Annotated in this window: 16 protein-coding genes; 3 read left to right on the plus strand and 13 right to left on the minus strand. The window is 68.3% G+C overall.

The window, feature by feature from the left end:
* Positions 1-5 precede the first annotated feature (5 nt).
* From O1R50_RS22575 to O1R50_RS22620, 10 genes are all read right to left on the minus strand, one after another.
* Positions 6-560: an isochorismatase family protein gene (locus O1R50_RS22575; protein WP_270112503.1), complete on the minus strand. Its 555-nt coding sequence runs from the start codon at positions 558-560 to the stop codon at positions 6-8.
* A 123-nt stretch (positions 561-683) separates the two neighbouring features.
* Positions 684-2,360, minus strand: a complete 1,677-nt coding sequence (gene ctaD / locus O1R50_RS22580; RefSeq protein ID WP_270112504.1) for an aa3-type cytochrome oxidase subunit I — start codon at positions 2,358-2,360, stop codon at positions 684-686.
* Between the two features lie 224 nt (positions 2,361-2,584).
* Complete coding sequence (locus tag O1R50_RS22585; protein ID WP_205324330.1) at positions 2,585-2,989, minus strand: roadblock/LC7 domain-containing protein; 405 nt, start codon at positions 2,987-2,989, stop codon at positions 2,585-2,587.
* An 11-nt stretch (positions 2,990-3,000) separates the two neighbouring features.
* Positions 3,001-5,427: a sensor histidine kinase gene (locus O1R50_RS22590; RefSeq protein ID WP_270112505.1), complete on the minus strand. Its 2,427-nt coding sequence runs from the start codon at positions 5,425-5,427 to the stop codon at positions 3,001-3,003.
* A 108-nt stretch (positions 5,428-5,535) separates the two neighbouring features.
* Positions 5,536-6,882, minus strand: coding sequence for a TrkH family potassium uptake protein (locus tag O1R50_RS22595; RefSeq protein WP_270112506.1), 1,347 nt, complete (start codon positions 6,880-6,882; stop codon positions 5,536-5,538).
* A gap of 1 nt (position 6,883) precedes the next feature.
* Positions 6,884-7,564: a potassium channel family protein gene (locus O1R50_RS22600; protein ID WP_270112507.1), complete on the minus strand. Its 681-nt coding sequence runs from the start codon at positions 7,562-7,564 to the stop codon at positions 6,884-6,886.
* Between the two features lie 237 nt (positions 7,565-7,801).
* Positions 7,802-8,617, minus strand: coding sequence for an ectoine/hydroxyectoine ABC transporter ATP-binding protein EhuA (ehuA, locus tag O1R50_RS22605; RefSeq protein ID WP_270112508.1), 816 nt, complete (start codon positions 8,615-8,617; stop codon positions 7,802-7,804).
* Positions 8,598-9,266: an amino acid ABC transporter permease gene (locus tag O1R50_RS22610; RefSeq protein WP_270112509.1), complete on the minus strand. Its 669-nt coding sequence runs from the start codon at positions 9,264-9,266 to the stop codon at positions 8,598-8,600. The genes ehuA and O1R50_RS22610 overlap by 20 nt, the downstream gene beginning before the upstream one ends.
* Complete coding sequence (ehuC, locus tag O1R50_RS22615; protein WP_270112510.1) at positions 9,266-9,991, minus strand: ectoine/hydroxyectoine ABC transporter permease subunit EhuC; 726 nt, start codon at positions 9,989-9,991, stop codon at positions 9,266-9,268. Before ehuC ends, O1R50_RS22610 begins: the two co-directional genes overlap by 1 nt.
* Positions 9,992-9,997: 6 nt before the next feature.
* Positions 9,998-10,900: a transporter substrate-binding domain-containing protein gene (locus O1R50_RS22620; protein WP_270112511.1), complete on the minus strand. Its 903-nt coding sequence runs from the start codon at positions 10,898-10,900 to the stop codon at positions 9,998-10,000.
* 202 nt (positions 10,901-11,102) lie between these two features.
* On the opposite strand from O1R50_RS22620, the gene O1R50_RS22625 reads away from it, so the two are divergent.
* Together O1R50_RS22625 and O1R50_RS22630 are read left to right on the plus strand one after the other, a co-directional pair.
* The gene (locus O1R50_RS22625) at positions 11,103-11,906 is read left to right on the plus strand and encodes a GntR family transcriptional regulator (RefSeq protein WP_270112512.1); all 804 of its coding nucleotides are present in this window, start codon (positions 11,103-11,105) and stop codon (positions 11,904-11,906) included.
* 166 nt (positions 11,907-12,072) lie between these two features.
* Complete coding sequence (locus O1R50_RS22630) at positions 12,073-12,843, plus strand: SGNH/GDSL hydrolase family protein (protein WP_270112513.1); 771 nt, start codon at positions 12,073-12,075, stop codon at positions 12,841-12,843.
* A gap of 73 nt (positions 12,844-12,916) precedes the next feature.
* Here the strand turns inward: O1R50_RS22630 and O1R50_RS22635 are convergent, their stop codons facing one another.
* From O1R50_RS22635 to eccD, 3 genes are all read right to left on the minus strand, one after another.
* Positions 12,917-13,765: a nuclear transport factor 2 family protein gene (locus tag O1R50_RS22635; RefSeq protein WP_270112514.1), complete on the minus strand. Its 849-nt coding sequence runs from the start codon at positions 13,763-13,765 to the stop codon at positions 12,917-12,919.
* Between the two features lie 138 nt (positions 13,766-13,903).
* On the minus strand, positions 13,904-15,508 hold the full coding sequence (eccB, locus tag O1R50_RS22640; protein ID WP_270112515.1) for a type VII secretion protein EccB: 1,605 nt from the start codon (positions 15,506-15,508) through the stop codon (positions 13,904-13,906).
* A gap of 46 nt (positions 15,509-15,554) precedes the next feature.
* Positions 15,555-16,928, minus strand: coding sequence for a type VII secretion integral membrane protein EccD (gene eccD, locus O1R50_RS22645; RefSeq protein WP_270112516.1), 1,374 nt, complete (start codon positions 16,926-16,928; stop codon positions 15,555-15,557).
* 294 nt (positions 16,929-17,222) lie between these two features.
* On the opposite strand from eccD, the gene eccCa reads away from it, so the two are divergent.
* Positions 17,223-21,254 (plus strand): type VII secretion protein EccCa, encoded by a 4,032-nt coding sequence (eccCa, locus tag O1R50_RS22650; RefSeq protein ID WP_270112517.1) that lies wholly within the window; start codon positions 17,223-17,225, stop codon positions 21,252-21,254.
* The last annotated feature ends 108 nt before the right edge of the window (positions 21,255-21,362 follow it).

Consider the following 21,362-nt stretch of genomic DNA (forward strand, 5'->3'; position numbering starts at 1 on the left):
GGGGTTCAGGCGAACGCGACGCCCGCCGCTTCGAGTTCCTTGAGGGCCTTCGCCTTCGTCTCCTCCGCGACCGCGGCCGTGTACTCCAGGAGCACCGTAGTCTCGAAGCCCTCGGCCGCCGCGTCGAGCGCGGTCGCGCGGACGCAGTGGTCGGTCGCGATGCCGACGACGTCGACCGCGTCGACGCCCCGTTCACGCAGCCACTCGGCGAGGCCCGTCTCGCCCGCCGAACCCTCGAAGCCCGAGTACGCGGCCTCATACGCGCCCTTGTCGAACACGGCCTCGGCGACGGTGTGGTCGAAACCGGGGTGGAAGGCCGCGCCCGCCGTGCCCACCACGCAGTGCGGCGGCCACGAGTCGCGGAAGTCCGGTTCAGCGGAGAAGTGCAGGCCGGGGTCGATGTGCCAGTCGCGCGTGGCGACGATGTGGTCCCACCGGCCCGGGGCGGAGCCGATCAGGTCGGTGACCGCGGACGCCACGGCCGCGCCGCCCGCGACCGCGAGCGACCCGCCCTCACAGAAGTCGTTCTGGACGTCTACCACGATCAATGCCCGGCTCATACTCCGATCCTAGTGACGCGGGCATGCCAGTGGAAGCCCCGGTGCGCGCCAGCGCGCGATTTTCCTTTGCAGCGAACGAAAGAAGCCCGGAACCGTACGGTCCCGGGCTTCCTTACGCGTGCTTTAGTGCCCCTTGACTTCCTTGACCAGATGGCCCCACTTCTCGTCGAAGACGGGGCGCTCCGAGCGGATGCGCGGGAGGCGGTCGAAGTTGCGCAGCGGCGGCGGGCAGCTGGTCGCCCACTCGAGCGAGCCGCCGTAGCCCCACGGGTCGTTGGTCTCGACGACCCGGCCGGCCTTCCAGGACTTGAACAGGTTCCAGATGAACGGCAGGGTCGAGAGGCCCAGGATGAACGCGCCGATCGTGGAGATCATGTTCAGCGTCGTGAAGCCGTCCGTCGCCTGGTAGTCGGCGTAGCGGCGCGGGAAGCCCTCGGCGCCCAGCCAGTGCTGGACCAGGAACGTGGTGTGGAAGCCGATGAAGGTCAGCCAGAAGTGCACCTTGCCGAGCCGCTCGTCGTACATGCGGCCCGCGACCTTCGGGAACCAGAAGTAGACGCCCGCGTAGACGGCGAACACGATCGTGCCGAACAGCACGTAGTGGAAGTGCGCCACCACGAAGTACGAGTCGGAGACGTGGAAGTCCACCGGCGGGCTGGCGAGCAGGACGCCCGAGAGGCCGCCGAGGAGGAACGTGACCAGGAAGCCGATGCTGAACAGCATCGGGGTCTCGAAGGTCAGCTGGCCCTTCCACATGGTGCCGATCCAGTTGAAGAACTTGACGCCCGTGGGGACCGCGATGAGGAAGGTCATGAGCGAGAAGAACGGCAGCATGACCGAGCCGGTCGCGTACATGTGGTGCGCCCACACGGCCATCGACAGGCCCGCGATCGCGAGGGTCGCGGCGACCAGCGTCTTGTAGCCGAAGATCGGCTTGCGGCTGAACACCGGGAAGATCTCGGAGACGATGCCGAAGAACGGCAGCGCCACGATGTACACCTCGGGGTGGCCGAAGAACCAGAACAGGTGCTGCCACAGGATCGCCCCGCCCGTCTCCGAGTCGAAGACGTGCGCGCCGAGCTGGCGGTCGGCCATGACGGCGAGGAGCGCGGCGAAGAGGATCGGGAAGACCAGGATCACCAGGAGGCTCGTGATGAGGATGTTCCAGGTGAAGATCGGCATCCGGAACATGAGCATGCCCGGGGCGCGCATCGTGATGATCGTGGTGATCATGTTGACCGCGCCGAGGATGGTGCCGATACCCGAGATGGAGAGGCCCACGAACCACATGTCGGCGCCGATGCCCGGCGAGTTGACCGCGTTCGACAGCGGCTGGTAGGCGAACCAGCCGAAGCCGGCCGCGCCGCCCGGGGTGATGAAACCGGAGACCGCGAGGATCGAGCCGAGCAGGTACAGCCAGTACGCGAACGCGTTGAGCCGCGGGAACGCCACGTCGGGCGCGCCGATCTGCAAGGGCACCAGGTAGTTGCCGAACGCGAACACGATCGGGGTCGCGAACATCAGCAGCATGATGGTGCCGTGCATCGTGAACAGCTGGTTGAACTGCTCGGAGGACACGATCTGAAGGCCCGGCTGGAACAGCTCGGCGCGGATCAGGAGGGCCAGGATGCCGCCGATCGCGAAGAACGCGAAGGACGTCACGAAGTAGAGCAGACCGATCTGCTTCGCGTCCGTCGTGCGGAGCGTGCGGGCGAGCCAGGAACCGTTGGGCTCCCGGCGTACCGGCCAGGGGCGCGCGACGATAGGCGTTGGCTCAAGCTTCGGCTCAACCGTGGTCACCTGTGGGCCTCCATGATTCATTTCCAGGTAGCGAACGCAGCATAGCCCCGAGAACGGCCGCCGATGCGGAGGGGGATTGCGGTAGCGTCGTGGCGGAGCGTGATCGGATGCTGCGCTCATCGTGGTTGTCGCAGGTGGGCCGTGCGACCGGCTTTCGGTGAGGAGTGGTGCCCGCGGGCGGCGCCATCGGGCCGGCGCCCGCGGGTGAGCAATCTCCTACAGTGCTACAGGCTGCCGCGGGCGTCGGGCTCGAGCGCGGCGTAGACCCGCTTGACCAGGAGGGCCGTCTCGTAGCCGACCTGTCCGAGGTCGCAGCCGGCGTTGGCGAGCACGGCGAGCTGGGCGCGGTCGCCGACGGCCATGAGGAGCAGCACGCCCTCGTCCATGTCGATGACGGACTGGCGGATCCGGCCGGCGTCGAGGACCTTGGCCGCCCCCGTCGTCAGGCTCGCGAGCCCCGAGGTGATGGCGGCGAGCTGGTCGGCACGGTCGGTCGACAGGCCGCGCGAGGCGGCGATGGCGAGGCCGTCGACGGAGACCGTGAGCGCCTCGGAGACGTCCGGGACCTTCTCCACGAAGGAGGTCAGGAGCCAGTCGAGTTCACCGACGTTCTTGTCCTTGTTGTCCATCTCGCTGCTTTCTATTGGCGTTGTTCGTGCGCGGCGGCCGCCGCGATGCCGGAGGCGAAACCGGCGAGCCGGTCGCGGATCTCGGCAGGGTCGAGGTCGGTTCCGCCGCCGCCCGCACGCGAGCTGGGGACGGAGCCGGGGAGCAGCCGGGAACCGGGCGCGCGACGGGGCAGTTCCGCGCCGTTGACCCTGCCGGAGGTTTCGAGTGCTCGGTTCACTTTCCTGAAGGTAACATCCAGCGTCTCGGGCGCAGGCCCCGCAGGGGCGTGGGAACCGTTCCCGCCGTTGAGTGTCGTACCAGCTACAGGCAGTGGTTCGGGGGCGGAGCCGGCGCGGCGCGGGCGCGGCACGATCGGCTCGACGGCGCCCGGCACCCCCGTGTCGGCGCCCGTCCCGGTCACCGGCAGGTTCGCGGCGCGGGCCGAGAGCGCGAGTTGCGCGGCCGTCCCGGAGCGGTCGCTCGGCGAGAGGCCCACCGGGTCCTCGGCGTGCGCGCTCGCGGGGATGCGCACGAGCGCGAGCGTGCCCTTGCCCATCGTGGAGTGCAGCTGGACGCTGATCGAGTGCTCGGCGGCGAGCCGCCCCACCACCAGGAGGCCCATGGTCGCGGTGAGCTCGGAGTTGAGCTGGGTCGGCTCGGCGAGGCGGCGGTTGATCGCGGCCATCGGCTCCGGGGCGAGGCCGATGCCGTCGTCGGCGATGGAGATGACGATCTCCGAACCCGAACGGCGGGAGGTGACCCGCACCGACTGCGTCGGCGGCGAGTAGGACGCGGCGTTGTCGAGCAGCTCGGCGAGGATGCGCACGAGGTCACCGGCGGGCTTGGTCTCGAGCCGGGCCCCGACCTGGTTCTCGACGACGACGCGCCCGGCGTCCTCGATCTCGGCGACCGCGTCGCGGATGATGGCGTCGAGCCCGGCCGGGTGGTTGTAGCGGCGCTGCGGGTCGCCGCCGGCGAGCAGGAGCAGGTTCTCCTCGTTGCGGCGCATGCGGGCCAGCAGGTGGTAGACGCTGCGCCACTCGTCGGGAATGGCGGCGGTGGTGCCCTTGTCCTCGACGAGGGACTCCATGACCTGCTGCTGGCGGCGGATGAGGCTCTGGCCGCGGCGGGCCAGGGTCTTCATCATCGCCTCGACGTCGATGCGGAGCAGGGCCTGGTTCGCGGTCTGCCGCAGCGCCTGGTGGTGCGCGGCGCTGAAGGCCTCGGCGAGGCTGTCGAGCTCGTCGGCGTAGCGCGAGTCCGTCTGCAGCACCGTCTGCTGCTTCGCGGCCTGGAGCAGCCGGTCGACCTCGTTCGCGTTGGCGGCCTGGGAGACCGCGGCCACCGTCTTCGGCAGGGTGTCGTACGCGGCGGTCAGGGTCGCCTCGCGGACGCCGTCGACGCGGAGGCTGATCCGGCGGGCCAGCATCGCCGCGGAGATGATCGAGGTCAGCGCCAGCACGAGCACCAGCGCGAACGTCGTCAGGAGGGTGCGCGAGGCGCTCTCGCGCATCAGGTTCACGTCGTCGCTCATGTAGGAGAGGACCGCGACCTGGGTGGTGTCGAGCGAGGCGACGACCGCGCCCTGCGCCTGCAGGAAGTCCGCGGGCGAGATGGTGGGGATGTTGCCGCGGAGGTAGACCCCGAGGGCGGTCCGCGCGTCCTTGACCTCCTGGGACTCCATGGCCGTCTGGTAGGTCGTGCTGGTCTCGTTGGAGGCGTTGGACCTGAACTCGATGATCTGCTGGTCGAACTTGCCGGAGAGGGTCGCGACCTGGCCGAGGGCGTCGCGGTCGACCCGGATCTCGCCGGACTGCTCGAGCATCGCCAGGTCGGCGGAGACGGTGAACTGGATTTCAGCGGCGATGCGTCCGGCCTGCATCACCGCGGCGAGGGAGTCGAGGTGCGAGGAGACGTCGGCGTCGTTGACGAGGCGGGGGAGGATCGCGGCGACGCCGACGATGTGGTCGGCGGCCTCGCGGTAGGCGAGGAACGCGGCGGTCACCTCCTCGTCGGTGTAGGCGGCGTCGCCGTTGGCCATCTCGTCGAAGGTGGTCCGCGCGCCGTCGAGGTTCGCGGCCTTCTCGAACAGCAACCGCATGTCGTCCTCGAGCTCCGTGAAGCGGGCCACGGCGGCGTCCGAGATGCCTTCCAGCGCCTTGTAGGCCTTGTCGGTCTCGCGGCGGGCCACGGCCGAGTCGAACTGGCCGCCGCCCTGGTTGATCACCGCCTTCGCGAGCGGGGCGACCTCGAGCTGCTGCCGGTCCAGGGTGTTGTTCAGGCCCTCCGAGAGTTCGGCGAGGACTTCGGCGTCGGCGGCGTTCTGGTATTCGTCCCACACCGTGACCGTCTGGAACAGCCCGAGCACCAGCATCCCCATGAGCGCCGCCGCGATCGGCAGCATCAACTGCGCCCGAATCGGGAGGCGACTGGTGCGCTGCCGGCTTTTACGAGCCATCGGGGGGCGTCCTTTCTGAGGGGCGAAAGCGCTGCGGCGTGCTGGTGACCATCTTCGCTTGTGCTTTCAGGGCTGTATGAGGCGGGGCTCACTCCAATAGTCGGCCGTTCAGCCCACGAGCGGCCGTCCTTCCGGGTATCGGTACAGGCGGTGACGGGAGCGGAGGGCGAGGGACGCGGCGAACAGCACCGGCCCGATGCGGCCGGTGTACATGGCGATCGCCAAGAGCCACTTGGAGGGTTCGGACAGGTCGTAGGTGACGCCGGTGGACTGGCCGAGGGTCGCGAGCGCGCTCGTCACCTCGAACATGATCGACATCAGGTCCAGCCCGGGCTCGAAGCGCTGCATGAGGAACACGCCGAAGGCGTTGCAGGCCACGTACACCAGCGCCACGGTGAGCGCCTCGCGGATCACCGAGGGGTTGATGCGGTGCCGGAAGGCCGTCACGTCGGGTTCGCCGCGCACTTCGGCCCAGATCACCAGGAGCAGCACGAAGAACGTGCCCACCTTGATGCCGCCCGCGGTGGACGCGGAGCCGCCGCCGATGAACATGAGGATGATCGACGCGAGCTGCGAGTCCTGGTTCATCGCGCCGATGTCGACCGAGTTGAGCCCGGCCGCGCGGACCATCGAGGTCTGGAAGAACGCGGGCAGGATGCGGTCGTACCAGGGCCACTGCCCGAACGTGGCCGGGTTCGACCATTCGAAGAGCAGGAACGCGATCCAGCCGCCCATGAGGAGGATGCCCGAGCCGACGAGGGTGATCTTGGTGTGGACCGACCACTGCCTGCGGCCCCACTTGCGGCGGGTGACCTCGAAGATCACGGGCATGCCGAGGCCGCCGATGATGGTGCTGAGACACAGCGGCAGGCAGATCCACCAGTCGGTCGCGTAGCTCATGAGCGAGTCGGAGAACAGCGCGAAACCGGCGCTGTTGAACGCGCTCACCGCGTGGAAGATGCCGTACCAGATCGCGTCGCCGAGCCCGAACCCGTAGGTGGAGAAGCGGATCGCGAGCACCAGCGCGGTGGCGGCCTCGACCACGAGCGAGAGCGCCACGGTCCGCAGCAGCACGGCCTTCACGTCGCCGAGGCTCAGCGCCTGGCTGATCTCGGTCTGCGTCATGAGCTTCGTGCGCAGCCCGAGCTTGCTCGACACGAGCAGGCCGACGAGCACCGCGCTGGTCATGATGCCCAGGCCGCCGACCTGGAAGAGCAGCATGATGACGAACTGCCCGAACCAGCTCCAGTGGAACGGGGTGTCCACCACCGCGAGGCCGGTCACGGACACGGCCGAGGTCGCGGTGAAGAACGCGTCCGTGAAGTGCGTGACGTCGTTCTCCAGGTGCGCGAGCGGCAGCATGAGGAGCAGCGTGCCGGCCATGATCACGGCCAGGAAGATCAGCGGGATGATCCGCGCGGGGTGTCGGAAGAAGGCTTGGAGTCGGGTGGCCATGTCAGGTCGTGGACGCGAAGTGCTCGACCTTGGTGGTGGCTCCGGAGACGATGAGGGTGTCCCCTTCGGCGATCACGGTTTCCGGTGTGGCGTAGGTGAAGTCCTCGCCGGGCTGCTTGACGCCGACAACGGTGACCCCGTACTTGCTGCGGAGCTTCGACTCGCCGAGGGTCCTGCCCACGGCTTCCGCGGGGGCCTTGGTCTTGACGATCGCGAAGCCGTCATCGAACTCGATGAAGTCGAGCATCTTGCCGCTCACCAGGTGCGCGACCCGTTCGCCCATGGCCGCCTCGGGGTAGACCACGTGGTGGGCGCCGGTGCGGTGGAGGATCTGGCCGTGCTTGGCGTTGATGGCCTTGGCCCAGATCTCGCGGACGCCGACCTCCTCGCAGGCCAGCACGGTGAGGACGCTCGCCTCGATGTCGGTGCCGATCGCGACCACGACGTGGTCGAACTCGCCGATGCCGAGCTGGCTCAGCACGGTCGACTCGGTGGAGTCGGCCTGCACCACGTGCGTGAGGGTCTCGGAGGCCCGCTGGACGATCTCGGGGCGCTCGTCGATCGCGAGGACCTCGTGGCCGAGGCGGGTGAGGGACTCGGCGACCGCGGACCCGAAGCGGCCCAGGCCGATCACGGCCACGGTCTCCTCCGTGGGGCTCTCGCCTCTACCGAACAGGTTCATCGGGCCACCTCGTGGAGGAGCGCTGCCTTGACGTTTGGTGCTGACACGGGGTCTGATTCTGCCACCCGCCCGCGGCGGGGGCGGGTCCGTACCCGTGCCGGGGCGCCGCCGCACCGCTGCGAAGAGCCGTCCACTGAGGATCCGGGGCGAAGAGAAGAGGGAGGCGGCCGATAACCCCTCATGGCCGCCCCCCTCGAACACCCCTAACACTCTCCAAGGATGGAGGAGAGCCCAAGTCTACTCCGCGAGCACGGCCCGGAGGAAGTCCTGCGTGCGTGCTTCTCGCGGATCGGAGAAGATTTCGTCCGGGGCGCCCTCCTCGACGATCTGGCCGCGGTCGAACATCATCACCCGGTTCGAGACGTCCCGCGCGAAGCCCATCTCGTGCGTGACGATGAGCATCGTGATGCTGGTCGTGTCGGCCACGTCGCGCAGCACGCCCAGCACGTCGGCCACCAGCTCCGGGTCGAGCGCGCTGGTCACCTCGTCGAGCAGCAGGATGTCCGGGTCCATCGCCAGCGCCCGGGCGATCGCCACCCGCTGCTGCTGGCCGCCCGAGAGCTGCGACGGGTAGTTGTCCACCTTCGCCGAGAGGCCCACCAGGTCCAGGAGCTCCCGGGCCTTGGCCTCGGCCTCGTCCTTGGAGCGGCCGAGGGTGTGGACCTGCGCCTCGGTGACGTTGCGCAGCACCCGCATGTTCGGGAACAGGTTGAACGACTGGAAGACCATGCCGATCTTCTTGCGCACCTGCCGCAGGTGGCGCTCGTTCGCGACCACCAGCTTGCCGCCCTTCTCCATGTGGGACAGCGGTTCGCCCTCGACCCAGATGACGCCGCCCTCGGCGGCGGGGTCCTTGGCGGGGGTCACGTGTTCCAGGGTCATGAGCAGCCGCAGGATCGTGGTCTTGCCCGAACCGGACGGCCCGATGAGCGTCACGCGCTCGCCCGGGGCGACGTCGAAGCTCAGCCGGTCGAGGACCGTCAAGTCCCCGAAGGACTTGTTCACGCGGTCGAAGCGGATCAGCGGTCGACTGTCAGAAGTGGGATTTTGCAAGGCGGTTCTCCAATCTCCTTGCAGCGACCGCCACCGGGTAGGAGGCGGCCAGGAACAGGATTCCTGCGATGGTGTAGCCCTCGACGGCGCCGTCGTAGTGCTGCCCCTGGTACTTCTGCGCCTGGGCGATCATCTCGAGCACGCCGATCACGAACAGCGTCGGCACTTCCTTGAACATGGCGATGACCCAGTTCGCGACGGCCGCGGTCGAGCGGCGCATCATCTGGGGCAGCACGATCGCGCCCCAGACGCGGTGGGTCGGCAGGCTCAGCGCGGTCGCGGCCTCCCACTGCCCCAACGGGATCGCCTCGATCCCGGCGCGATAGGACTCCGAGGTGTAGGACGCGTAGTGCACGCCCAGCACGGCCGAGCCGACCGCGAAGGCGCTCCACTCGGGGTTGATGTACAGACTCGTCGCGGTCCACACGAACAGCACCTGCACCAGCAGCGGGGTGTTCCGGATGAACTGGAAGACCAGGGAGAGCACGCGTTTGACCCAGGGCGGTCCGATGCGCTCTCCGATGGCCACCGACAGGCCCAGGACCACCGCGATCAGTCCGGCCACCAGGGTGACCTGCAGGACCACGAGGAAGCCCTGCCATATGGCGGGGAAGACCTCGACGAGGGTCTCGTTGTTCCACTCGTTCATCAGGTCAGCCCCTTCTCGGCGACGGCCGGGGTCAGGCGGCCCTTGACCTGCTTCGCGTCGACGCCGAGGCCGCGCTTGGCCTTCCGTTCGAGCGCCCGCATCCCGGTCCAGATGAGCCAGGCGAGGATGAAGTAGACGACGAGGATGAGGGCGTAGTGCGGCAGCTGGTTCACGCCGCCGTCGCGCCCGCCGATGAGGCCGGCCATCGCGGTGAGGTCGGTGACGCTGATGAGCGACACCAGGGCGCTGGCTTTGAGCAGCATGATCGCGAAGGCGCACAGCGAGGGGATCATCTCGGGCCAGGCCTGGGGGAGGACCACGAGGCGCAGCCGCTGGAACGGGGTGAAGTTCACGGCGAGACTGGCTTCCAGCTGTCCCTTGGGGACCGCGGCGATCGCGCCGCGCACCACTTCGGAGCAGTAGGCGCCGTAGTTGAGGCCGAGGGCGATGATGCCGGCGACGATCGCGTAGTCGAACTGGATGCCGAGCACCACCGGCATGGCGAAGGCGAACCAGAACAGCTGCACCACCACCGAGGAGCCGCGGATGAACTCCACGAACACGCGCGCGGGCGTGCGCACCGCCAGGTGCTTCGAGCTCGTCATGAGGCCCAGCGCGAACGCGACCACGAGCGCCAGCGCCGCCGAGGCGAGCGTGACCTCGACGGTGACCAGCAGCGGCTGCACGTAGCGGGGCAGCGAGTCGATGACTTCTTGGACATCCATAGTGGCCTACTGGTAGGTGTCCGGGCAGAGGTCCTCGGCGGTGAGGCCGTCCGGGTGGTTCTCCTCGACGGTGAAGCCGAACTCGCCGACCAGGCCCTCCCAGGTGGCGGTGTCGGCCAGGAGCTTCTCGAGCTCCTCGTTCACCGCGTCCCGGAAGTCCTTGTCGTCGGGCTGGAAGACCGCCGCGCCGGCGCCGATCATGTCCTCGCCGGACTCGGGGTCGACCAGCCAGAAGCCCTCGGTGACCTCGAGTTCATTGTCGGCCTCCGCCGCGAGCCTGAGGTTCGCCGAGGTCAGCCCGATCGCGTCGCAGCGCCCGGCCTTGAGCTCGAGGATGAGCGCGGGCAGGTTCGCCTGGACGTTGATGCGCTCCTCGTCGAAGATCGCGTCCGCGACCTCCTGTTCGCTGGTGCCGTTCATGACGCCGATGACGCCGTCGGTCTCGGCCATGTCGTTGAGCGTCGTCCAGCCGCCCGGATTTCCGGCCATGACCATCAGCGCGTCCGGCATGATGTAGTCCGGGTTCGTGAACGCCACGGCCTTGCAGCGGTCCGGGGTGACGTACATGCCCGCGATGACCATGTCGTGGTTCGTTCCCAGGCCCGGGATGAGCGAATCGAACTCGGTGAGCTTCCATTCGATCTGATCTTCACCGATGCCCAGTTTGTCCAGCAGATACAGCTGAACCGCCACCGATTGCCCAGTGACGGAGTCGTCGTCGCCCGTATAGGCGTATGGGGCCTCGTCGGCGTAGCCGATGCGGAGCGTCCCGCCGTCCTGGGCCTGCTTGAGCAGCCCGTCGCCGCCGCCGCTGTCGGTGCGCGAACACGCCGCCAGCGCGAGGGCCGCCGCTCCGGCGGTGGCCCCGCCGAGGATATGGCGGCGATTGAGGTGCAGTTGGTTCGACACGGTGGTCGCCTCCTGTTTCGGGGGTCAGGTACGTTGCCGACACTAACGTTCTATTGTAAGTTTGTCGACAATACGATGATCGACGTTCGATAACAAAAAAGCAAGCATGTTGACGGGGGACGCAACCGGAGCTTGCACCTGAACGTGATGTACCGGCAGCGCTAAGATGCTGCCCAGAAGAGACAGAGGGGGAGCATCCAGAGTGTCGACGCGCAGCAGCGGATTGAGCGGGCTCACGAGCGCCCGCCAGGTGGGACGCCTGGCCCCGGTGCGACGCGCCTCGACGGTGGACCTCATCGCCGACCGGCTCCGCGAAGCGGTCGTGGACGGGTCGCTCCCGCCCGGTGCCGCACTCGGCGAAGCCGAACTCGCCTTCCAGCTCGGCGTCAGCCGCGGCCCCCTCCGCGAGGCCATGCAGCGCCTCACAGCCGAAGGCCTCCTCGTCATCCCGCGCCGCCGCGGCCTCGCCGTGCGCACCATGACCCCCGAAGACGTGCGCGACATCCACTGGCTCCGCGCCCGCATCGAACCCGAACTCGGCCGCCGCATCCTCGCCCGCCCGCTCGCCGAGCGCAAGACCGTCCTCGCCGAACTCGGCACCGAGGTCAAGCGCATGCAGCGCGCCCTCAAGAAGGACGACGCCCGCGCCCTCGGCGACGCCTACCTCGACTTCCACCGCGGCCTAGCCGCCTGGGGTGGCTCGATCCGCTTGGCGCGCATGATGGCCACGCTCCTCATCGAGACGCGCCTGTGCACCTTCTCCATGTACGAGCACTTCGAGGTCGCCGTCGACCTCGTGCCCGAGCACGCGGCCTTCGTCGACGCGCTGGCCGCCGAGGACGCCGAGCGGTTCACGGCGCTGATGCGCGCGCACCTCGACGCCGAGGTCCGCCGCCTCCTCTCCGAACCCGAGACGGCCAAAGAGGACGACGCCGACCGGCTCCTGGCCGAGACCCCGGACGAGCCGCAGCCGCTCGACCGCCTCGATCTTCCCGAGGGGATCTAGCAAGGGCTGCACGGCGATCCGCCATAGATCGTTCATTGTCAATATTCTGACAATCTGCGTTCTGTTGGTGGACTTGTATGTTACCCAACAGTTATAAATAGGGCCCCACTTCCGGACAAAATCCGAAACGGAGCCCATAATGTCCATCCCCCGGAGAATCTCCACAATGGCCGCGGCGACAGCCGCGGCATTCGTGTCCGTAATGGCGCTCACCAGCGGTGCTGCCCAAGCCCAGACCATCGAGTACGTCGCCCTCGGCGACTCCTACGCCTCCGGCGTGGGCACCCGCGACTACATCGACGACTCCTCCTGCCGCCGTTCGGATGCGGCCTACCCCTCGCTCCTCGCCGACGCGATCGGCGCCGACCTCACGTTCGCCGCCTGCTCGGGCGCGAAGACCGGCGACGTCCTCGACAACCAGCTCGGCGGCCTCTCCTCCAGCACCGACCTCGTCACGATCACCATCGGCGGCAACGACACCGGCTGGACCGGCGTGGTCCAGAAATGCGCCTACCCGTACCCGTGGACCTGCACCAAGGAGATCGACGCGGCCGAGGCCTTCGTCCGCGACCAGCTGCCCGCCAAGCTCCACGACGTCTACAACGCCATCGAGGACGCCGCCCCGAACGCCGACGTGATCGTGCTCGGCTACCCGCTCCTGTTCAACGGCGAGGAGTGCAACGCCATCACCCGCATCAGCCCCGGTGAGCAGGCCGCCCTCAACGACGCCGCCGACCTCCTCGGCGACGTCATCGGCACCGTGGCCGCCAGCCACGACTTCGCCTACGCCGACGTGCGCGCCGCCTTCGACGACCACGCCGTCTGCGACGACGCCGAATGGCTCAACGGCATCTCCTACCCGATCGCCGAGTCCTACCACCCCAACAAGACCGGCCAGAAAGACGGCTACTTCGAAGTGCTCGACGACTTCGTCTGAGCTCCTGAAGCACTGACCCGCAACGAAAAAGGGCCCCGCCGGAATCCCGGCGGAGCCCTTCTCGAGTTCGGCGCTACACCTCGCCGCAGGCCTTCCAGACACCGTCTTCCTTGATGAAGTCCATGGTGTCCGCCTCGTCCTCCGTGCGGGTCTCAGTCCAGCCGGTGATGGACAGGCCGTCGGCAGACATCTCGGGCTCGGGGAGGTTGTAGCTGATGGTGTAGTCGACAGTTGCGGTGTCGCCGTCCTCGGTCGTCTCCCCGACCTCGTACTCGAAGTCGACCGCGATGTCGATCGGAGGCACATCGGACAAGCCGAGCTCCTCCATCTGCCCGCTGAAGTCGAGCTCTTCGGTCGTGGCGGTCATCTCCGACTGCATGTCCTCGCACATGTACGGCTTCATGTCTTCGATGATGCCCTGGACCGCTTCGGTGTCCCCGCTGAAAGCGGCTTCGAAGATCTCGCCCATCTTGGGGAGCAGCTCGTTCGCGACGTCCTCAGGGGAGTCCGACTTCGAAGGCGCTCCGCCGCCGAAGGGGTTGGCCACCAGGATGACGATCACGGCGACGAGCACCACGACACCGGCGCCGACGCCGACGAAGAGGCCGGTCTTCGACTTCTTCGGGGCCGGGGGCAGCGGCTGCCCCCCACCCTGCTGGCCGAATCCGGGCTGCTGGCCGTAACCAGGCTGCTGGCCGTAACCGGCGGGCGGCGGCGTCTGTCCATAGCCGGGCTGTTGCGGCACACCGTATCCCGGCTGCTGCGGCTGGGACTGCCCGTAGCCGGGCTGCTGCGGCACCCCACCGGGCTGGCCATAACCGCCCGGCTGCTGCGGAGGCTGCTGACCGTACCCCGGCTGCTGGCCGTACTGGGGCGGTTGCTGGTTCGGGTCGAACCCCGGCTGCTGGGGCGGGTAGGCCATGACGAGTCCTCGGTTAGTCGGGAGTGGGTTGCGCCAGGTTAACACGCAGACGCCACCGCCTCAGTCCCCCGAATCGGCCGGGGAACGAGCAACGCCGGAACCTTCCAGGTCCCGGCGTTGCTCAAGCGTCATACGGCTTTAGCCGCCCGCTCCTTCTTCCTCCGCCGGGGCGGTCTCGAAGACCGGGACGTCCTCCGCGTTCGAGGTCATCTGCTTCTTCGCCTCGAACGGATCGAGGTCGGGGCCCTTGGGAATCAAGTGGATCATCGTGTCCGGCACCGAGACCGGATCGACCCCGGCGTAGCCGAGCATCGTCTGGGTCGTGTCCGTCTTGCCGTCGTCGGAGATGCCGTGCCTGACGCCCTGGTCGCTGACCATGTACGTGATGCCCGAGATCGTCGCGCCCCGGTCGGTGCGGCTGTCGACCAGCGCGGCCGTGCCCTGCGGGAGTACCGTCTGCGCCTGCAGTCCTTCGACATCGGAGAAGATGGTGCCGTCTTTGAGCACCTCGACGGCCTTCGCGTTGTCGGTCAGCGTCTTCGGAGCCGCCTCGTACATCGCGACCTTGATGACCGTCGACTCGTCGTTCTGCGCGCGCGGGTCGTAGACCGCGCACACCGCCGGGCGCTTGGACTGGGAGGTCCACGGGTTCTCGCTCAGGTCTTCCTTCGGGTAGTTCTTGTGCTCGTACGCAGCCTGGCTGCCGAGGTCGGACACTGTGGTCGGATCGACCTGCTGGGTGGCGCCGTTGTGCTTCTCCAGCAGTTTCGCCATCGTGTCCGAGATCCGCGCGAACGTGTCCGCGCCGTTCTCGTTGATGAGCACGTACTTTTCGCCTGAAGACTCAACGGGCACACCATAGGTGATGGTCCCGCCGCCCGCGGCCGCCACTTGCGACGCGGTCCCGAACTCGGTCCGGTCCTCCGGGGCCATCGGCGATGCCGGCGGGATCGTGTTGATCATGCTCGCGTTGAGCGTCATCGCATCGCTCGCGAGCAGCCCCAGGTCGTCGATGAGGGTCGCGGCCGGGTACTCCTCGGTGTCCTCGATCGGGTACCGGGCGCCGTTCCACAGCAGGTAGTACTTGGGGACCTCGTCGCTCTGCGGCTTGACGGTGGTCTTCGCCAGGATCCACTTGTCGTCGCTGAGCCACTCGCTCGGCTGCTCCATGTCCTCGACCACGAGCTGCGTCAGCTGGTAGTCGTCCGTGCCGCCGTCCTCGCGCGGCATCGAGCAGACGTTCCAGTTGATCTTCTGCAGCAGCTCGCTCTTGTCCGGCGGCTGCGAGGGAATGCCCTGGATGCCGATGGTGAAGGAGCCGCGCGGAACGCCCGCCAACGAGGACGGCTTGAGGTCCTGGACCTCCGGCATCCCGGTGGAGCCGGGCTTCGCGAGCAGCAGCGCCGAGGTGTAGTTGGTGACCTGCCAGAGGCGGGCCGGGTTGTCCGTCGGGTGGTGCTCCTCGCCGTTCTGCGTGATGTACACGTAGACGGCGTTGGAGCCCTTGATCGTGATGATGTTGCCCACGACCGGCTCCGCGTTGCCCTTGCCGAACAGGGTCGCGATCGCGAAGCCGCCGAAGATCAACGCCAGCACCATCACCGAAGCGAAGATCGAGACGCCGATGCGCCGCAGCGGACGCTCGATCGAGTCGGGGTTGGCCAGCACCAGCGCCTGGTTCATGCGCGAGGTGATGAACTTGTGGGCCTCCACCTGTTCGCGGCGGGAGCGCATCTGCGCCATTCGAATTCGCCTCTCTCGGAGTCGAGGGGACTAGGGAACCGGAGCTCTAACCGCGAAGCGCCAGGGCGATCGTGTACAGGCCGCAGACCCAGCCGACCAGCGGCAGGATCGACACGATGAGCAGCGCCTCGATGATGTCGAGGGCGCGGCCCCAGGTGGGGGCGATCTTCTTGCCCGCCACGGCGAGGCCGTAGACCATCGCGATGAGCGTGAGCAGCGTGAGCGCACCGAGGATCACCGTGAGGCGCACCAGGATGCTGTCCTCGCTCGCCACGAAGATCGCCGCGAGCGTCGCGGCCAGGCCGCCCATGCCGCCCGTGAGCATCACGATCCGGGCCGCGCGGTCCTCGACCGTGCGGGACCGGCTGAGCAGCACCAGCGAAATGATCGTGGAGAGGATGAGCCCGGGGAGGTCGCCCGAGAACGCCAGTGCGATCGAGGCGATCAGGCCGACGACGGCCGCGAACGAGTACAGGGCCTCGAGGTAGTTCCCGGCGTGCTCGGAGAGCTTGAGGATCCGCTTGCCGTCGATGGCCTCGGCGTCGCCCTCCTTGAGCTCCTCTGTGGTCGTCGGCAGCTGCGGCGTGGGCACCATCGCCATGGACAGCGACAGCGACGGAGCGAACGGCAGGATCACCAGCGCCAGCGGCGCGGCGATGGCCGCGGCCGTCGCGGCCGATCCTGTCAGGAGCATCATCAGCGCCGTCGAGATGCCCAGCACCACCGCGCCGAGGATCGTCACGATGAAGACCGGTGCGGAGGCCATGTCGCCCACGGCGACCATGGAAAGGACGCTGAACAGCAGGATCGCCGACGCCGCGATGAGCACGTGCGGGCCTTTGAGGTCGAACAGGCCCGTGTTCTCGGTGTCGGCGATGAGCAGGCCGCCGACGCCGCCGTAGAGCACGGCGGTGACGCCGAAGTACGTGGCCGCCCGCGAGTCGCCGACGGCGCGCGAGAGCAGCGCCGAGGCGCCGACCAGGATGGCGGCGACCGAGAGGCCGACGATCGCGGAGGCGAGGTGGCCGGTCAGCAGGATCGCGATGGCGCCCACCGTCAAAGCCGCGGTGCCGACGCCGACGCTGAAGCGCTTGGTCGCCAGGTAGTCCCAGCGGTTGCCGCGCTGCTCGGTGGCGGTGGCGATCGCGTCGATGATGTCGTCGAAGACCACCTCGGGCTTGGCGGCGTCGGCGGGGTTGAGGTACAGCATCTCGCCGTCGTTGATCCCGAGCTGGGAGCACGAGTGGCCGGTGTCGATCGCTTCCTCGCCGAGGCGGGCGAGGATCCAGCCGCCGTTGTCGCCGGCCTCGTCGATGTAGTACTCGCCGGCTTGGTGCAGGATCGTCGGCAGCAGGTCGGAAAGGGGGACGTCTGAGGGCAGTGCGAGGTCGATCCTCGTGCGAGGACTGACGATCGTCACCCTTGAAAGAGTGGCCGACTTGGTGCTCACCGTGCGAACCTCCGGGTCGGGTCGGTGATCGGGGGACCGTTCAAGGATAAATGCCGCATGCAACGGCGGGGGGACCGGCGTGGGCGTACCACCGCGGTGGTTGTACCAGCCGCGTGGTTGTACCAGCAGAGTGGCGATACAGCATTACCCTAGTAGTGCGATACTCGACAGAGCGCACTTACATCTTTTATACGACAGCGCTAAGTTACGGCCAGCAAGCGTCCCCGTGGTAGGCGCATCCCCCGGTGAGCACAAGGACCCTCTGTGACGACCAAACTCTTCCGCAGGCCTCCGCGCAAGCGCGGACCGCAGGCCCCACGTGGTGACATCCTCTTGGAGTCGCCGCCGGACATGCCCGACCCGCAGCCCAAGAACATCACGCAGTACCTGATGATCCTGCCGATGCTCGCGGGCGCTGCGGCAATGGCGATGATGATGATGAGCCGCACGACAGGCGGCGCCGGCGGAGGCAACAACACCCTGCGCATCGCCATGGGCGCCATGATGGGCATCTCCATGGTCGGCATGATGGCCACCAGTATGGGCGGCAACCGCGCCCAGAAGAAGGCCGAGTTCAACGCCGACCGGCGTGACTACATGCGCTACCTCAACCAGGTCCGCCGCCGTGCCCGCAAGGGCGCCGAGCGGCAGTGGCGCGCGGCCCGGTGGCGCCACCCCGACCCGAAGGCCCTGTGGTCGCTCGTGGGCTCCCGCCGCATGTGGGAGCGCCGGCCGAAGGACGACGACGCGCTGGACATCCGCGTGGGCGTCGGCAAGCAGCGCATGACGATGAAGCTGGTCCCGCCCGAGACCAAGCCGGTCGAGGACCTGGAGCCGATGACCTCGATGGCGTTGCGCCGCTTCGTGGCCGCGCACTCGAACGTCATCGACATCCCCCGTTCGATGAAGTACACCGAAGCCGCCCGCGTGGTCCTTCGCGGCGACCGGGCGCTCGTCGTCGACAACATCCGCGCGCAGCTGGTCCAGGGCGCGGTGCTCCACTCCCCGGACGACTTCATCATCGCGGTCGTCGCGGACAACGAGCGGATGCCCGAGTGGCACTGGATGAAGTGGCTGCCGCACCTCCAGCACCCGTCCGCCGAGGACGGGGCCGGACCGGTCCGCATGTTCTACAACACCACCACGCAGCTGGAGAACTCGCTGCGCGAGCAGCTCTCCGGCCGCGGCGCGTGGTCCCCCGGCGCCACCGCGGGGGAGGGGCAGCCGCACCTGGTCGTCATCCTCGACGGCGGCGAGGTCGACCCGACCGGCATCATCGCCGCCGACGGCATGGGCGGCGTCACCGTCTTCGACTTCTCCGGCTACCTGCCGCGCAAGCCCGGCCCGCAGATCAAGCTCTACGACGTCACGGCCGAGGAGATCTACACCGACCAGGCGGGACGGCGCCGCGTGCTCGGCAAGCCGGACCGCATGTCCTACAACCAGGCCGAGGGCGTGGCCCGCTCGCTCGCGCCCTGGCGGCTGACGCTCAAGGGCGCGGCCGGGAAGACCGAGTCGGGGGACGAGGACCAGTCGCCGCTGGCGAACCCGTCGTCGCTGCCCGAGATGCTCGGCTTCAACGACGCCGCGGCGCTCGACCCGGCCGTGCACTGGCGCGAGAAGCCCATCAAGGACTACTTGAAGGTGCCGATCGGGCCCGGCCCGGACGGCGGCATCGTCGACATCGACTTCAAGGAGTCCGCGGTCGGCGGCATGGGCCCGCACGGCCTGCTCATCGGCGCGACCGGTTCGGGTAAGTCCGAGGTGCTGCGCACCATCATCGGCTCCCTGATCGCCACGCACTCTTCGGAAGAGCTCAACTTCATCCTCGTCGACTTCAAGGGCGGCGCCACGTTCGCGGCCCTCGACGACCTGCCGCACGTCAGCGCGGTCATCACCAACCTCGCCGACGAGATCGAGCTGGTCGACCGCATGGCCGACGCGCTCGAAGGCGAGCTCGTGCGCCGCCAGGAGGTGCTGCGCGCCGCCGGCAACTTCACCAACCGGTGGGAGTACGAGAAGGCCCGCAAGGCCGGGCAGCCGATGGACCCCATGCCGACGCTGCTCATCATCGCCGACGAGTTCTCCGAGATGCTCGTCGCGAAGCCCGAGTTCATCAACCTGTTCCTCCAGATCGGCCGCATCGGCCGCTCCATCGGCGTGCACATGCTCCTCGCGTCGCAGCGCCTCGAGGAGGGCAAGCTCAAGGGCCTCGACACGTTCCTGTCGTACCGCGTCGCGCTCCGCACCTTCTCGGCGCAGGAGTCCCGCACCGTGATCGGCTCGGGCGCGGCCTACGAGCTGCCGCAGGCGCCCGGCCACGGGTACCTCCAGGTCGGCACGCAGGACCTCGTGCGCTTCCGCGCCGCTTATGTCGGTGGCCCTTACAAGCCGCCGAAACGCGTCGCCTCGCGCGCCGAGCGCATCGCGGCCGTGCAGCACAAGGTGCAGCGCTTCCTTCCCGGGTTCGTCGAGCTCCCCCCGGAGCCCGAGGCCGAGGAGGAACCCGAGGAAGTGCTGGAGGCGACCGAGGCCGACGACGAGAACGAGAAGCTCTCCGAACTCGAGGTCATGGTCAACAACTGCCTCGGCATGGGCCGCCCGGCCCACGAGGTGTGGCTCCCGCCGCTCCTCGAACCGCCGACGCTCGACCAGCTGCTGCCGCCGCTCGAAGCCGACCCGGTGCGCGGCCTGTCCCCGAAGGGCTTCTCGCTCAACGGGAAGCTCCACGCCGTGCTCGGCGAGGAGGACCGGCCGTTCGAGCAGCGCCGCAGCCCGTTCGTGGTCGACCTCTCGGGTGCGCAGGGCACCGTGGCCATCGCCGGCGGGGCCCAGTCGGGCAAGTCGACGATGCTCCGCGGGCTCATCGGCTCGCTCGCGCTGCTGCACACGCCGCGTGAAGTGCAGTTCTTCTGCCTCGACTTCGGTGGCGGCACGCTCCGCGGCATCGAGGACCTCCCGCACGTCGCGGGCGTCTTCGGCCGCCAGGAGGAGGAGGGCGTGCGCCGTACCATCCAGGAGGTCACGACCATCCTGGACGAGCGCGAGAAGTTCTTCACGGACAACAAGATCGACGGCATGAACTCCTACCGGCGCATGAAGGCCGAGGGGCGGTTCCAGGAGGACCCCTACGGGGACATCTTCCTCGTCATCGACAACTGGATGACGCTGCGCGAGGACTTCGAGTCGTTCGTCGACCAGGTCCGCGCCATCGGCAACCGCGGTCTGGCCTACGGCGTGCACGTCATGGTCACCTGCACCCGCTGGGGCGACATCCGCATGAACATGCGCGACATGTTCGGCCTCAAACTGGAGCTGAAGCTCTCGGACAACATGGAGTCCGAGATCGACCGCAAGGCGGCGGCGAACGTGCCGAAGAACCGCCCCGGCCGCGGCCTCTCGCTCCAGAAGCTGCACTTCCTCTCCGGCGTGCCCCGCATCGACGGGATCCGCGACGGCGACGACCTGCAGCCCGGCGTCGAGGACTTCGTCAAGAAGGTCAAGCAGGCCTGGCGCTTCCAGCCCTGCCCGAAGGTGCGGCTCCTGCCGCGCCAGCTCCACGTGGCCGACTTCCTCCAGGCGGTCGACCGCTCGAAGCCGGGCATCCCGATCGGCCTCAACGAGGCCGGGCTCAAACCGGTGTACCTCGACTTCCAGACCGAGCCGCACCTGCTCGTGTTCGGCGACTCCGAGTCCGGCAAGACCAACCTCCTGCGCCACATCGCCCGCCAGATCCAGGCGACCTACACGCCGAAGGAAGCCAAGGTCATCATGGCGGACTACCGGCGCGGCATGCTCGAGGAGATCGCGAAGCCGACCCTGCTGGACTACGCCATGTCGGGCAAGCAGTTCGAGACCTCCATCAAGAACCTCAAGGGCCCGATCGAGCGGCGGCTCCCCGGAGACGACGTCTCCCCGGCGCAGCTGCGCGACCGGTCCTGGTGGACGGGCCCGGACCTGTACCTGATCGTGGACGACTACGAGATGGTGGCCCAGCGCGTGAACCCGATGGCCGCCATCGCCGAACTCATCCCGCAGGGCCGCGACATCGGCTTCCACGTCATCATCGCCCGCCGCGCCTCCGGCGCGTCCCGCGCGATGATGGACCCGATCGTGGGTCAGATCAAGCAGCTCGAATCCCCGGGCCTGCTCATGAGCGGCCGCAAGGAGGAAGGCGCGATCTTCGGCAAGCTCCGCCCCAGCCCGCAGCCTCCGGGCCGCGGCACCCTGGTGCGCCGCAAGGACGGCGAGCAGCTCATCCAGACGACGCTGCTCCCCCCGAACGGCACCGCCTAGCCGCAGGTCACTGCATTTGACGCAAATCGCAGGGCCGCCTACCGCAACCGGTAGGCGGCCCTGCGGCGTATAGGTTGCAGAACGGACGCGAACTCCGCTCGCGCCTCT

The sequence above is a fragment of the Glycomyces luteolus genome (assembly GCF_027622875.1).
Lineage (GTDB): Bacteria > Actinomycetota > Actinomycetes > Mycobacteriales > Micromonosporaceae > Glycomyces > Glycomyces luteolus.